This is a genomic window from Ferrimonas lipolytica (genome assembly GCF_012295575.1).
GTDB classification, from domain to species: domain Bacteria; phylum Pseudomonadota; class Gammaproteobacteria; order Enterobacterales; family Shewanellaceae; genus Ferrimonas; species Ferrimonas lipolytica.
This window is the reverse complement of sequence record NZ_CP051180.1, coordinates 901843-915753: the sequence shown is the minus strand read 5'-3', so window position 1 is coordinate 915753 and position 13911 is coordinate 901843. Positions and strand designations below refer to the sequence as shown.

The window sequence follows — 13911 nt, the reverse complement described above, 5'->3', positions numbered from 1 at the left end:
AACCAGTATTAGCATGTCGCAGTTAACGCTACCGTCTGTGATTACTGCAATCAATGAAAGTCACGAGAGCGTAACTCAAGGCTATCAAGGTGCTCCGATAGATCGCTTAGCTGCCCTGCAATCACGTGTATTATCTCCCCTTCGCGCTCTACTATGCCCTTCACTTGCATAAGGGTGGCGGTAAGGTAGGGCTGTTTTTGTGCCCGTGCCGTATTGGCCCACACCACGACATTGATGTTGCCGCTTTCATCTTCAAGGGTGATAAAGGTTACCCCTGACGCGGTGCCAGGTCGTTGCCGACCAACCACTAAGCCAGCCACGGTAACCAGTTGACCGTGACGACATTGGCTTAATTGAGTCGATGCAATCGATTTCGCTAACAGGCCCCGTTGCCGTATCAACGTTAGCGGGTGGCTGTCTAGGGTTAGGCCAGTATGACGATAATCAGCAACAATCGACTCACCTGGTTGCGGCGCGGTGAGTGCCACTTCACTGCCTACGGCCAGCTCAGCAAACAACGGTAGCTGTTGCGCCTCTCCCGCCAACAGCCAACGTGCTTGATGTCGGTTCCCACCAATGTGTTGTAAGACATTGGCCGCGGCTAACGCTTCTAGTGAACCTTTATCTAATCCGGTTAATTGAATCAATTGGTGCATATCGCTAAAGCCGTGTTGCGGCCGAACCGACAACAACCGCTCTACGGCAGCAAAGGCTAAGCCTTTGACCAAGCGAAAACCAAGCCGCAGTGCCATCTTGCCTTGATGCTGCTCAATCTGGTGATCCCAACCACTGCACTGTAAATCGACCGGTAATACCACCTCGCCGTGATGACGCAGATCTTGCACCAACTGTGACGGCGTATAAAAACCCATTGGTTGGCTATTCAACAACGAACAGGTAAAAGCAACCGGATAGTGGTATTTCAGATACGCAGAAACGTAAGCCAGCAAAGCAAAACTGGCGGAGTGGGACTCCGGAAAACCATATTCACCAAAGCCACGGATCTGATTAAACAGCTGATCGGCAAACTGCGCTTGATAGCCCCGCTGCGCCATACCCTGCTTTAATTTACGCTCAAACTTATCCAACTCACCGTGGCGTTTCCAACTGGCCATAGCCCGGCGCAATTGATCTGCTTCACCACCACTGAAGCCCGCGGCCACCATCGCCAGCTTGATAACCTGTTCCTGAAAGATGGGAACGCCAAGGGTACGCGCCAATACCGCTTTAACGGCTTCAGAAGGAAAACTGACTTGCTCACGGCCATCGCGCCGTTTTAGGTAAGGGTGCACCATATCTCCTTGAATGGGCCCCGGGCGGACGATGGCGATCTGTACCACCAGATCGTAATAACAGCGGGGACGAAGACGTGGTAGCATGTTTGATTGCGCCCGCGACTCAATCTGAAACACGCCAATGCTGTCCGCCTGACAGAGCATGTTGTATACCTCTGGTTGTTCCCACTGCACCTGTGCCATGCCATAAGGCTGTTGTTGCCATTGCCCTATTAACTCAAAACAACGGCGAATAGCACTGAGCATGCCCAACGCTAAAATATCAACCTTAAGCAGTCCCAGCTCTTCCAGGTCGTCTTTGTCCCACTGGATTACGGTGCGATCCGCCATGGCTGCGTTCTCAATCGGTACCAGCTGATGCAGTGGCCCAGCGGAGACAATAAAGCCACCGACATGCTGTGAGAGGTGGCGCGGGAAGCCGAGGATTTGCTCCACTAAAGGGATGAGATGCTGAGCGGCGCAGCCTTGTTCGTTCAGCCCAAGTTGGCGTAGTTGTTCACGCCAATCCTGTTGGCTATCTCGGCGGTCGGTACTGCGGATCAAGTATTCTATATAGGCTTCATCTAAGCCCAGTACCTTACCGACATCGCGCATCGCACTTTTAAAGCGATAACTGATCACCGTCGCCGCCAGCGCTGCTCGGTCACGGCCATACTTTTGGTATATATACTGGATCACCTCTTCCCGGCGCTGGTGCTCAAAATCTACGTCGATATCTGGCGGCTCATTACGCTCCTTGGAGATAAAGCGCTCAAACAGCAGATTGACCTTGGTGGGGTCGACTTCGGTGATCCCAAGGCAATAACACACCACCGAGTTTGCAGCGGAGCCTCGCCCTTGATGCAAGATCTGTTGCGACTTAGCAAACTGAACAATGTCGTAAATGGTAAGAAAAAAGTAGTGATACTCCAGTTCATCAATAAGAGTAAGTTCTTGTTCAATCTGGGCCTGAATTGCCACCGGCGTATGTTCACCAAAGCGCCAACGAGCCCCAAGGGCAACCTGTTGCCTTAGGTAAAGGCTAGCGCTCAACCCTTGCGGCACCAGTTCTGCCGGATATTCATAGCGCAGCTCATCTAAGCTGAATTGACAGCGATTGGCGATCACCATCGTTTGCGCTAACCACTCAGCTTGATAGCGTTTTTGCAGCAGCGACCACGGTTTAAGATAGGCTTCACCATTGGCACTGAGCCGCTCTCCTGCCTGCGCTAAGGTGCAGCCTTGACGCACGCCATCGAGCACATCCAGCAACGGTTTGCGCTGCCGACAATGCATCCGCACCTGCCCTGCGGCCGTTATCGCTAAACTCTGTTGCTGCGCCAACAATAACAGTTGCTGTAAGCGCTCCCCCTCCCCTGGCACGAGGGTACGTTCCAACAATAACCACAAGCGGTTCTCGAACCAACGCTGTAAGCGCTGCGCTTGCTGCTCGGCGTTGGCGGGGGCTTGTGGTGCCCACAACAGCAGGTAATCGTCATTATCACTAGCCAAATCCTGCCACTGCAATTGGTATTGCCCCTTTTCACAGCGGCGCCGTGCTAAGGTTATCAAACGACAGATCTGGCCGTAGCCACGGCGGTTGCACGCCAGTAACACCAATAAATTATCATCAAGACGAAATTCACTGCCGACCAACAGTTTGATGCCATACTGCTTCGCCGCTTGGTGTGCTTTAACAATTCCCGCCATCGAACACTCATCGGTGATGGCCAAGGCTCGGTACCCCAAAGCAGCCGCTTGTTGCACGAGTTCATCAGGATAAGAAGCGCTGCGAAGAAAGCTGTAATTACTGAGGCAGTGCAACTCGGCATACTCCACCGCCATTGCCGTTTCAGAACCAACCATGCAGAAACCATCCTTCGGCGCAGTGGAAAACCCAACACTGGCCGCCGCTTTGATTGAGAGCAATAAAATAGTCTCGAGCTATGGGGTCGGCTTGCCACCAGCCCGATTCAATCCGCTCTGGCCCTCGTTGCAATTCAATCTCAGTGCGAGCTATCGCTTGCGGTTGTCGCAACAGCCAAGTTGGTCGTTGCAACGTTAATGCCGATTCACCGCGGTGATCGCCCCCCTCCCCAGCGGTGACGGTTTTGCTGGCGTACTCGGGTCGATGCTCTGCCAATGCTTGCACACTGCATACCCGCCCAGCCCCTAGCCGCGCCGACAATTGCGCCAATAGATCGCGCGCTTTCCCTTCTGGTTGAGCTGCTCCTATTAACGTGCCACTTTGCGCCAGCAACGGCTGCAATTGCCGACCTATTAACTCAATCTCGATAATTGGTTCATACAGGGTTAATCGTTCCAACTGCAGCTCGCACAGACGCTGCCATGCCTCAGCACGGTGCTCATTCCCAGCCCCTCTAAGGGTTATGATGGTTACGGGCCGGTGGCGATGAATTAGGTGTAACTGCAGCTGCGGCAAAGCCAGTTGGCATCGGCGTAAATGAGCTTCCAGTTCACCAAACAAGCGTTTTAACGGAAAACGTAAGGTGGTGGTATGGCTGATCTCATGCAGCAAAATTAATTTACGTTGGTAATGCTGCGGGGGCATAAACCACTGACGCGGATCTGGCCGTTGTCCCTGTAATTGCTCTAACCACAGCAACAGTTCAGCCCCAAAGCGTTGCCCTAACTCAGCCCGAGGTAACTGCGCTAATTGGCCAAGAGTCAGCACCCCCATGCTCGCTAATCGGGGCGCTTCTGGACGCATGCAATGCTGTAATTTTAATGGTGCTAAGGCGGCCATCACTGCGGCGCGTTCCGGCTGCTGATGCGCGATGGCATTGCGGGCCAGCAATGTTGCCGCCAGCGGGGTATGCGCTAATGCTTGCCGCCATGGCAAACCGCGCAAATTAAGCTCTGTCTGCAGCTCGGTTTGCCATTGTGATAGACCCCCAAACAAGCGCAGCATCGACTGCACTTCAAGCACCAAGGTATCTGGCTCAACCACCATAACTTGGGCACTAAAACCATACGCCCAAGCGGCAAGCTCTTGCAGTGCCCTTTGCTGTTGATCACTATCTTGCTGTAACAACATCAGCTCAGCGCACAACGCAGTGGCAGTACCAAGCTTCTGCCCCTCCCTTACCCCTGCGGTCATAGCACTATCGTTACACTGCAACACCAACAAGGGATGGCCGCCGACTAAGGCTATCGGCATTGCGGCAGCGTCACCCTCAACGAACTGATGCGCCTGAGCCTGCGAATGCAGTTCCAAATCAATAAAGTGCAGACCCAACAACATCACCAAGGCCCATGAGTAACTGCCGCACTCATTGGGCTTGATTGCGGCGGCAACGGTTTCGGCCGGTGCGGTAACCCCAGTGCTAAATCTGACTGCGGCCAACCACCTCGTTGTTTGATGATACGCACGTCGCAACCGTATCGATTCGGTTGAACCAATAAGCGCAACGCCACTGCATGAGGTTGAGCCACCACCGCTTCCGGTAGATGCAGTAGCAACAAGCATTGGCCTTTCTTCGCCGCCAGTTGCAGTCGCCGTGCTTCCGTAGGGCTCAACTCATCCAGCCAAGCGAGAATCAGGCTGCAGCAACCGGAGTTAAGGCTGTGCTCTAGCGTCCATAACTGCTCTTTACGGCATGGGCTATCGATCCAAACCATCCGTGTTAGTTCAACGCCTGCCGCCGCCCATGCTGGCGCATGAGGCTGAGCCGGAGGAGCAATACACATCTGCCATCGATCTTGCTGTTGCTTCTGTTTTAGCAATGGCTGCAATAGCGCGCCGATCCCCACACTATCGCCAAGCAACTCCACTAAGCCAACCTGCGGCCAGCCGCCACCAGCAAGCTGCTTATCCAAGGCCGCGTAGCCACTACTGATCCCTTGCTCCTGCTGCTGCCATTGCTTGCCAAGCCAAATGTCGTTGCGATTAAAAAGTGTTGAAACTCGTGCCGCCATAACTAAAACCTAATACTTAACACCATGCACTGTATATTTATACAGTACACCTTATTAGGATGATGATCAAAAACGATCGTTGCTTCCCATGAATCGATCCCTGCACTATTGAGATCTCAGCTTGAGGGTGGTGGTTGGCGTGAACCACACGCAATAACTGTGTCATTACTGATTGTCGCTATGGGGTATCGGCACAACTTCGTATATCAGCGCAATCTACAATAACGTAGGTCAACAAAAAGGCTGCGTACCAACTAAGTATTGTTCTTTCTAATACAGTTAACGCACCGGCTAGGTGAGTTTTGATACAAGGGGAAAGCACTACCGCCGTTGATCTTCTGCCGCATTGGAGCAGTTCAGCGAAGCGTTTTGGACTGCGACCTAAGGCAAGGGGGATTCCAAAGGGGGCGAAGCTCGCCCCCTCATGCACACAAGAATGTGCCGTCGCCACCGCGACATCCTCACCTAAAAGCACCGCAATCGGTGAAGCCGAAGGCTTGAAATAAACCTCAACAGCTAACTACGCAACAACCTTTTATTTGGCTATGTACCAGCTAAGTGTTGTTTTTGCTAATGCTGTTAAAGCACCGCTTAGGCTAGTTTTGATACAAGGGGAAAGCACTACCGCCGTTGATCTGCTGCCGCATTGGAGCAGTTCAGCGAAGCGTTTTGGACTGCGACCTAAGGCAAGGGGGATTCCAAAGGGGGCGAAGCTCGCCCCCTCATGCACACAAGAATGTGCCGTCGCCACCGCGACATCCTCACCTAAAAGCACCGCAATCGGTGAAGCCGAAGGCTTGAAATAAACCTCAACAGCTAACTACGCAACAACCTTTTATTTGGCTATGTACCAGCTAAGTGTTGTTTTTGCTAATGCTGTTAAAGCACCGCTTAGGCTAGTTTTGATACAAGGGTAAAGCACTACCGCCGTTGATCTTCTGCCGCATTGGAGCAGTTCAGCGAAGCGTTTTGGACTGCGACCTAAGGCAAGGGGGATTCCAAAGGGGGCGAAGCTCCCCTTTGGGTGCCGTCGCCACCGCGACATAACCCCCTAATGCATACAAAAATGTGCCGTCGCCACCGCAACATCCTCCCCTAAAGCACCGCAATCGGTCTTGATATACACCTCAACACTTAACTGTGACACCGCCAACAAAAAGCCCCTGCAACCAAAGGCTGCAGGGGCTTATTATCTCTTGCTTAAGACTTAGAAGCGGTAGCTTAGCTGCGCACCAGCCAACCAAACGTCACCGCCCAGCTCACCTTGGTAATTAACACCAACGTTCTCAGTAAGAGCAACCGTTTCATCGATACTGGCGTCATCTGCTTTGATGTAGGTGAAGGCCAGATCAAGCGTCAAAGACTCACTTAGAACGTAACCGCTACCAAAAGAGAACCACAAACGATCGGAATCTGGGATGCTTAGAGTACGGTTGCCATCAGAAACCGCGCCTTTATCAAGAGCAACACCAGCACGCAGGATCATCTTGTCATCAACTTGATAGGTTGCACCTACGGCATAACGCCAGTTGTCTTTGAAGTTCTCATCTTTAAGGTGATCAGAGTAGTCATCGAAATCAACTTCCAGTGATTCAAACGCACTCCAATCGGTCCAGTTTATCGAGGCGTGCATCGCAAACTTATCGGTTAACTGATGCAAGCCAGCCAACTCGGCGGTGGCAGGTAACGGCAACACTAGCTCGCCATCTTTTTTCTGGCCTGGAGCCAAACCGAAACCAGCGCCTTCAGCTTCACCCTCTAGGGTCAGCTCGACTTCAGAGCGGAAGCTCAAACCAATGCGATTATTGGCTGTTGGGGCCCATGTAGCACCCAACTGGTAACCGTAATCAACGCCGTCACCTTCAACCGACTTGATCTTTTGACCCGCTTCCAAGCCTAAGGTTTGTGCAGCCCAACCAGGAACGGTTGCGCTAACTTCACCTTCACCGTAAACCACGCGAAGTGCTGCACCAATGGCAACCGTATCAGTCAGCTGGTAAGCCACTGCTGGAGCCAACTCAACGGTGGTGATAGAGGTATCAGAACCAAAAATAGCAGCAGCGTGGTCCGCTGGAAGCTCAGTAGCCATACCATGGGCAGAGTTTAACGAAATGCCAACAGCCCACTTATCGTTTAGGCGGTTGCTGTAGTAAAAGTTCGGGATCAAAGCAGATGGAGCAAAATCATCAGCATCTGCATCGGCGGTAGGGATACGTGCATCACCCATGGTTAAGCCAGTGGTTCCTTCCATATCTAAGTTAGGATCAACATAGATAAAACCAAAAGATATCTGCTGACCTTCAAGCTCCATCAACAATGCGCTGTTGCGTGCTTGAGAAGAGGCGTTATCCGCAATTGCTGCTTCACCAGCAAAAGCACGACCAAGGCCAGTTGCTGAAGATTCTGCCAATTGAAAACCAGCGGCGTGGGCTTGTGCGCCCAGTGCGCCCATAACTAGGGCGGCGATAACACGAACTTTCATACTTAATCTAATATCCGTTACTGCGTATGTAATTAGCGCGCATAATAGGGACAAAGAAAAATAGTGCAATTACTCAAACCAAAACGATACAAAACTTCAATTCGAAGCAACCCAGCAGGATAATACTTCAAACCAGTGCTGCATATAGCGAAGTAAGCACAACGGCATCATTTCCAATGTACTCTAAATAAATTCACATTTCGTCAAAATTGAAAATAAACCCTTAAATTACAAAAGTTTATCTTAAAACAAATGGGTACACGCGTACTCTTAATGGCACCAACTGCCGTAGCAGATCAAACTGCACGCCTTAAACTTGCCCCCACTAAAAACCTAAATAATTGTTTTTAAAGTTATTAACGTGGTCTGACCTCTGAAGTAAAGGTAAAAAAGGGTTACAGTTGTTTACTGCTCTTACCACTTGAACTACGCATCCCGCCCAAGCGCCATCAACCTTAGCTGGCGTACGCTTGAACAAAATTCACTGGCATCAGTACAATCCAATCAACTGGCGCGATTACATTGTAATTCAATTGGCGAACGCTCAGCAGCAACCATCGTGTTCACTCTAAAAGACTGGTAAGCTATTGCTAAGAAAGCATAAAATCTTACAAAATGAATATAGCCATCAAGAAAATATGGTCGACACTTCAGCTTGTACCGACAGGAAAAGTCGTCAGTTATGGTCAACTCGCTGATCTAGCAGGTTTACCACGGCGCCACCGCCTCGCGGCACGCGCACTGAAAATAGCGCCAACTGAAATGGCATTACCGTGGCACCGCGTTCTTGCTACATCTGGCCAGATAAGCATTGCTAAGGAAAGCGATAACTATCGCAAACAGATGGAATTACTGCGCAACGAAGGGGTCGAAGTAATCAACGGTCGGGTCGATATGAAACGTTTCCGTTGGCAACCAGATTTAGCTGAGTTGCTGTGGACACTGCAACACTAAAGGAAAGCACATGCGTCTTATCGCTGCATTAAGTCTACTATTTTGCTGCAAGCTAATGGCGGCACCATTAACGCCATTTGAGGCAAATTACGATGTAACCCACGGCGACAGCAGCCTTGGTGGCGGTAAAATTACATTACAAAAAACCGCGACTAATCAATTTCAGATGGGGTACGTCAGCGATGTGGGCTGGCTTTTGCTCAGTGATATCCGCAGCGAACAAAGCCTTTTCGATGTTAATGGCGATACCCTTATTCCCAAACGCTATCTCATGGAGCGTTCTGGCTCCGGCCCCGATTTTAGTGCCGAAGTGGAATTCGATTCAGTTACCGGCCAGATCCATGCCCGCTATAAAGATCGTGCCGCTGACTTCCCCTATAAATTGCCTATCTACGATAACATTCTGTACCTAATGCAATTACGGCTCGATGTTGCAGCGGGCAAAACGCAGATGAATTACCACTACATTCAAAAAACCAAGCAGCGTAATATCATCTATCACGTCGTTGGTGAAGAACAGCTAACAACCCCATTTGGTACCCTTAATACCGTTAAGGTTGCGCGGATCCGCAAAGCTGACAGCCCTAAACAGACTTTTGCTTGGCTCGCTAAAGATCATAACTACGTGATTGCACAGATACAGCACTATGAGGATGGGGAGTTAAAAGCGGGTATGGAGCTGCAGAAAGTAACGTTCGGCCAAGAGTGAGCCGAAGCTCACTCCCTCACACGAGTACTATTTACCGCTGGCGATCTTGACGCCATTGCGAAACAGAATCCACTCTCCCGCTGCCATCTTGGTCCAAGATTCATTACTGGTTAATGGCCGTGTAGCAATCACAGTAACCACATCGTTAGGTGTGGTTTCTTGTTTAAAGTCGATCACCATTTCGGTATCGATCAACTTAGCCTCTCCAAACGGCGCCTTACGGGTAATCCAATTAAGATTATTGCCGCACAGTGCTAGCAGGTATGGGCCATCCGACAGCAACATGTTGAACACCCCATACTGCTGTAGTTTTTTACCCTCTTTGGCCATAAAGCGGAACGCTTGCTCTCTGCTGGGCTTTTTATCGGCATAGTTTGCCGCTAAGCGATCCATCAGATAACAAAACGCCAGCTCGCTGTCGGTACTGCCGACCGGCATGAAGCGCTCACACTTCAACACCTCCTTATAACCGGAAAGCTGCCCATTGTGGGCAAAGGCCCAGTTACGCCCCCACAGCTCTCGGCCAAAGGGGTGGGTATTCTCTAGACTGACTTTGCCTCGGTTGGCTTGACGAATATGGCTAATCACCGTTTTCGATTTAATCGGATAGCTTTTAAGCATGCTCGCGACTTCGCTGCGACAACTGGGATCGCTGTCTTTAAAGGTGCGACTCCCTGGTCCGTCATAAAAGGTAATACCCCAGCCATCTCGGTGTGGCCCAGTCTTACCACCACGTTCGACTAACCCTGTAAAACTAAACACGATATCGGTTGGCACATTGGCACTCATTGCCAGCAGTTCACACATTAATCAAACGCCTTTACTCAACAAATTGCATATTTAACACAAGGTAGCATAACCCCTTGCGAGCCCCGTCCCAAGCGAACTCCGCTCTCATTTTCATAACAATCCTCAAACGTTTGTTTAATTTTTTCGTGACAGAGGTCAGACCACCACATAAACTGTGACTCATCACACGAAATTACATTACCCATGTGATTTGACGCCAAGATAAGGAGTAACACCGTGATAACCCTAATTTGGAGCCTAACCAGCATAATTGTGCTGGGCGCGTTGATCTACCAACGCCGTTCGTTAACTCAATTTACTGTTGCCGCCGCGCTATTCCTCGCCGCAGGCACCGCCTTGGGCCATGTTGGTATCATCCCGTGGGTAATCTTTGCCATTATCGCCATTCCTGTGAATGTTGACTCGGTGCGTAAACAATACCTAACCAAGCCAATGTTGAAAGCCTACCAAGGCATCATGCCGGAAATGTCTGAAACCGAAAAAGACGCCATTGAAGCCGGTACAACCTGGTGGGATTCAGAACTCTTCTCCGGTGCACCAGACTGGAAAACCTTACACAACTACCCTAAGCCGACCCTAACGGCTGAAGAGCAGGCTTTCATCGACGGTCCTGTTGAAGAAGTGATGGCAATGGTGGATGACTTTGAGGTTACCCACACTCTGGCGGATCTGCCTCAAGATGTATGGCAGTACCTGAAAGACAACAAGTTCTTTGCCATGATCATCAAGAAGCAGTATGGCGGCTTAGAGTTTACCCCATACGCCCAATCGCAGATTTTGCAGAAACTGGCTGGTCACAGCTCAGTACTCTCCTCAACTGTTGGCGTGCCTAACTCATTGGGTCCAGGTGAATTGCTGCAACATTACGGCACTGAAGAGCAAAAGAATTACTACCTGCCACGCTTAGCTATTGGTCAAGAGATCCCATGTTTCGCTCTAACCAGCCCTGAAGCGGGTTCCGATGCCGGCTCTATCCCTGATTACGGCATCGTCTGTAAGGGCGAATGGGAAGGTAAAGAAGTTCTGGGTATGAAGCTAACTTGGAACAAGCGCTACATTACCCTAGCCCCGGTATCTACCGTACTTGGTTTGGCTTTCAAACTACGCGATCCAGACGGCTTGATTGGCGACAAGAAAGAGATTGGCATTACCTGTGCGTTGATCCCGACCGATATGCAAGGTGTTGAGATTGGCCGCCGCCACTTCCCGTTGAACACCATGTTCCAAAACGGCCCGACCCGTGGTAACCAGGTGTTTGTCCCACTGGATTACATTATTGGTGGCCAAGAGATGGCAGGCCAAGGCTGGCGCATGCTGGTTGAATGTTTGTCGGTTGGTCGTGGTATCACCCTGCCATCAAGCGCTGCTGGTGGCATGAAGACCGTTGCTGGCGCAACCGGAGCCTACTCTCGTATCCGCCGTCAGTTCAAACTACCAATCGGTAAGATGGAAGGCATTGAAGAGCCATTAGCGCGGATTGGCGGTAACGCTTACCTAATGGACGCGGTGTCCACCTTAACAACAACCGGTTTAAACCTTGGTGAAAAACCATCGGTTATCTCCGCTATCGTCAAGATGCACCTGACCGACCGGATGCAGAAATGCATCATTGACGCCATGGATATCCACGGCGGTAAAGGGGTCTGTTTAGGGCCAAACAACTACTTGGGTCGTGGCTACCAAGGTGCGCCAATTGCGATCACCGTAGAGGGTGCCAACATCCTAACTCGTTCCATGATCATCTATGGTCAGGGCGCAATCCGATGCCACCCATACATCTTAAACGAGATGCAAGCGGCCTTTGATGAAGATAAGCAAAAGGGCTTAGCTGACTTCGACAAAGCCATTTGGGGCCACGTTGGTTTCGTATTTACTAACTTAGTTCGCAGTGTATGGCTTGGCCTAACCGGTGGCCGTTTGAGCAACAGCCCATACCAAGACGAAACCAAGCGCTACTACCAGCAGATGAACCGTTTCAGTGCCAACCTAGCGCTACTATCGGATATCGCAATGGCACTGCTTGGCGGCGACTTGAAGCGCAAAGAGCGTACCTCTGCTCGTCTAGGTGACTTACTCAGCCAACTGTTCCTGACCTCTGGCGCGTTGAAGCGTTATAACGACGATGGTCGTATGGCTGATGACCTACCACTGCTGCGTTGGGGTGTTGAGGATTCACTGTACAAACTGCAAACCGCACAGATTGAGTTGTTAGAAAACTTCCCAATGTTTGGTGGCCTACTGAAGTTCCTGCTGTTCCCATTCGGACGCCCAATTAAACGCCCGTCTGACAAAAATGACCACCAAGTTGCGCGTATTTTGCAAACCCCAAGTGCCACTCGTGACCGCCTGATTGCTGGCCAGTGGTTAGCAAACCACGATAGAAATGCGCTCGGCAAGCTGGAGCATACCTTGGGCTTGATCCTTAAAGCCGAGCCACTGTACGACAAAGTATGTAAAGCTGCCGGTAAGAAACTGCCGTTTATGTTCCTCGACCGTATTGCTGCTCAAGGCCTTGAGCTTGGCGCTATCACCGCTGAAGAAGCACAGCTTCTTAATGAAGCGGAAGCCGGTCGTCTGGCGACCATCAACGTTGATGACTTTGACTCCGACGAGTTGAAATCCAACCCTGTTATCGCCCAGCAAAACGACAAAGCCGCTTAACTTTATAAGATAAGCTAACAAGGGAGCCGTTAGGCTCCCTTTCTTTTTAGTTAGTTCTCCCACCACGCTAAAACTCCCAGTGATTTCAACACCAGTAGCTATAATAACTATAAGCACAAAAGACGTGAGGTTATTATGGGACGCGAAACAGTTGCCTCGTTTATCGCCATCATTGCCGCTTTTTGTTGGAGCCATCCATTGGTATTAACTCCGACAAGCCAAACCGGCGCAGATATGGGCCCCCTCGGCTATGGTTTGCTGCTGTTGCCAATTCTTACTGCCATCGCCGTCTCTGCTTCGAAAGAACACTTAGCTATTCTATTTGGGTCATCCCAAGTTGTTTTGGTCATAGTGATTAGCCTACAACTCAGTAGTGGTCCAACATTCTGGTTGCATGGCTTAGGCGTAGCTGCCGTACTAGGGCTGATGCAAGCGATGGAACATGCCGCTATGGTGACAGAAACCTATAGCGACAGTTCACTCAACCAGTCGGCCACCAACATCAAATACTTCTAAACTGGCCCGGTTGCCACCGAAGTTAACGGCATTGCTCAGTAAAAAGGCGAGCATAAAATAAAAAGAGGCGTATACTGTGCGCCCCGGTTCTCAGTACTGACTGTGTTCTGTGCTGCCGGAGAATCTGAACTTGGATAACCCCCCTAGGAACCTGTCACCATGGCTCAAAGCAAAAAATTCTCACTGTCGGTAGAACAAACCGAAGATAAGTGGACCGCAAAAATCATCCGTAAAGTGTCCAACCGCAAGACCATGGTGTCTAAAAAGAAGGGTCGTTTTGCCACTGAAGCTGAAGCACAAGCTTGGGGTGAAGAGATGCTGCAAGAGTTCCAAAAGAACCAAGCAGAGCGTAACGACCGTCACGCTAAAACCCGTATTGAGCGTGAAGCCGTTGCTGCTCGCCAAGCTGAAAAGGCGGAACAAAAAGCCGCTGAAAAACGCGCCTTACGTGCCGAAGCCTTAGGTGACGAGTTTGACGCCGATGACGTTGCTGAAGACGAAGAGTTCGATTTCAGCGACTTTGATAGCGAAGAGTAAGCACTCCTCAATATCAACAAAAAACCAGC

General features: G+C 50.6%; 10 protein-coding genes. 5 read left to right on the top strand and 5 right to left on the bottom strand.

Annotated elements, in window-relative coordinates; translation table 11 throughout:
- Positions 1-50: 50 nt before the first annotated feature.
- The 4 genes from HER31_RS04330 to HER31_RS04315 form a co-directional block, all read right to left on the bottom strand.
- Positions 51-3140: an error-prone DNA polymerase gene (locus HER31_RS04330; RefSeq protein WP_168659447.1), complete on the bottom strand. Its 3090-nt coding sequence runs from the start codon at positions 3138-3140 to the stop codon at positions 51-53.
- A complete protein-coding gene (locus tag HER31_RS04325; protein ID WP_168659446.1) occupies positions 3127-4641 on the bottom strand; it encodes a Y-family DNA polymerase in 1515 nt (504 codons plus the stop codon). Before HER31_RS04325 ends, HER31_RS04330 begins: the two co-directional genes overlap by 14 nt.
- A complete protein-coding gene (imuA, locus tag HER31_RS04320; protein ID WP_168659445.1) occupies positions 4539-5213 on the bottom strand; it encodes a translesion DNA synthesis-associated protein ImuA in 675 nt (224 codons plus the stop codon). The genes HER31_RS04325 and imuA overlap by 103 nt, the downstream gene beginning before the upstream one ends.
- A 1207-nt stretch (positions 5214-6420) precedes the next feature.
- Positions 6421-7695, bottom strand: a complete 1275-nt coding sequence (locus HER31_RS04315; protein ID WP_168659444.1) for an OmpP1/FadL family transporter — start codon at positions 7693-7695, stop codon at positions 6421-6423.
- Positions 7696-8310: 615 nt separating this feature from the next.
- On the opposite strand from HER31_RS04315, the gene HER31_RS04310 reads away from it, so the two are divergent.
- Positions 8311-8649, top strand: a complete 339-nt coding sequence (locus HER31_RS04310) for an MGMT family protein (protein ID WP_168659443.1) — start codon at positions 8311-8313, stop codon at positions 8647-8649.
- A 10-nt stretch (positions 8650-8659) separates the two neighbouring features.
- Positions 8660-9358 carry a DUF3108 domain-containing protein gene (locus tag HER31_RS04305; protein WP_168659442.1) on the top strand — a complete coding sequence of 233 codons (699 nt, stop codon included), beginning with the start codon at positions 8660-8662 and terminating at the stop codon, positions 9356-9358.
- 27 nt (positions 9359-9385) lie between these two features.
- On the opposite strand, the gene HER31_RS04300 is transcribed toward HER31_RS04305, so the two are convergent.
- Complete coding sequence (locus HER31_RS04300) at positions 9386-10165, bottom strand: class II glutamine amidotransferase (RefSeq protein WP_168659441.1); 780 nt, start codon at positions 10163-10165, stop codon at positions 9386-9388.
- A gap of 219 nt (positions 10166-10384) precedes the next feature.
- Between HER31_RS04300 and fadE the strand changes: the two genes are divergently transcribed.
- The 3 genes from fadE (at position 10385) to HER31_RS04285 (ending at position 13882) form a co-directional block, all read left to right on the top strand.
- On the top strand, positions 10385-12829 hold the full coding sequence (gene fadE / locus HER31_RS04295; protein ID WP_168659440.1) for an acyl-CoA dehydrogenase FadE: 2445 nt from the start codon (positions 10385-10387) through the stop codon (positions 12827-12829).
- A gap of 135 nt (positions 12830-12964) precedes the next feature.
- On the top strand, positions 12965-13345 hold the full coding sequence (locus tag HER31_RS04290; RefSeq protein ID WP_168659439.1) for a hypothetical protein: 381 nt from the start codon (positions 12965-12967) through the stop codon (positions 13343-13345).
- A gap of 159 nt (positions 13346-13504) precedes the next feature.
- A complete protein-coding gene (locus HER31_RS04285; RefSeq protein ID WP_168659438.1) occupies positions 13505-13882 on the top strand; it encodes a DUF3622 domain-containing protein in 378 nt (125 codons plus the stop codon).
- The last annotated feature ends 29 nt before the right edge of the window (positions 13883-13911 follow it).

Bases quoted from the DNA above. Each gene is read 5' to 3' on its own strand.
- imuA (WP_168659445.1), bottom strand. From the start codon at position 5,213: ATGGCGGCACGAGTTTCAACACTTTTTAATCGCAACGACATTTGGCTT.
- HER31_RS04290 (WP_168659439.1), top strand. From the start codon at position 12,965: ATGGGACGCGAAACAGTTGCCTCGTTTATCGCCATCATTGCCGCTTTT.
- HER31_RS04285 (WP_168659438.1), top strand. From the start codon at position 13,505: ATGGCTCAAAGCAAAAAATTCTCACTGTCGGTAGAACAAACCGAAGAT.
- HER31_RS04310 (WP_168659443.1), top strand. From the start codon at position 8,311: ATGAATATAGCCATCAAGAAAATATGGTCGACACTTCAGCTTGTACCG.
- HER31_RS04315 (WP_168659444.1), bottom strand. From the start codon at position 7,695: ATGAAAGTTCGTGTTATCGCCGCCCTAGTTATGGGCGCACTGGGCGCA.
- HER31_RS04330 (WP_168659447.1), bottom strand. From the start codon at position 3,140: ATGGTTGGTTCTGAAACGGCAATGGCGGTGGAGTATGCCGAGTTGCAC.
- HER31_RS04305 (WP_168659442.1), top strand. From the start codon at position 8,660: ATGCGTCTTATCGCTGCATTAAGTCTACTATTTTGCTGCAAGCTAATG.
- HER31_RS04300 (WP_168659441.1), bottom strand. From the start codon at position 10,165: ATGTGTGAACTGCTGGCAATGAGTGCCAATGTGCCAACCGATATCGTG.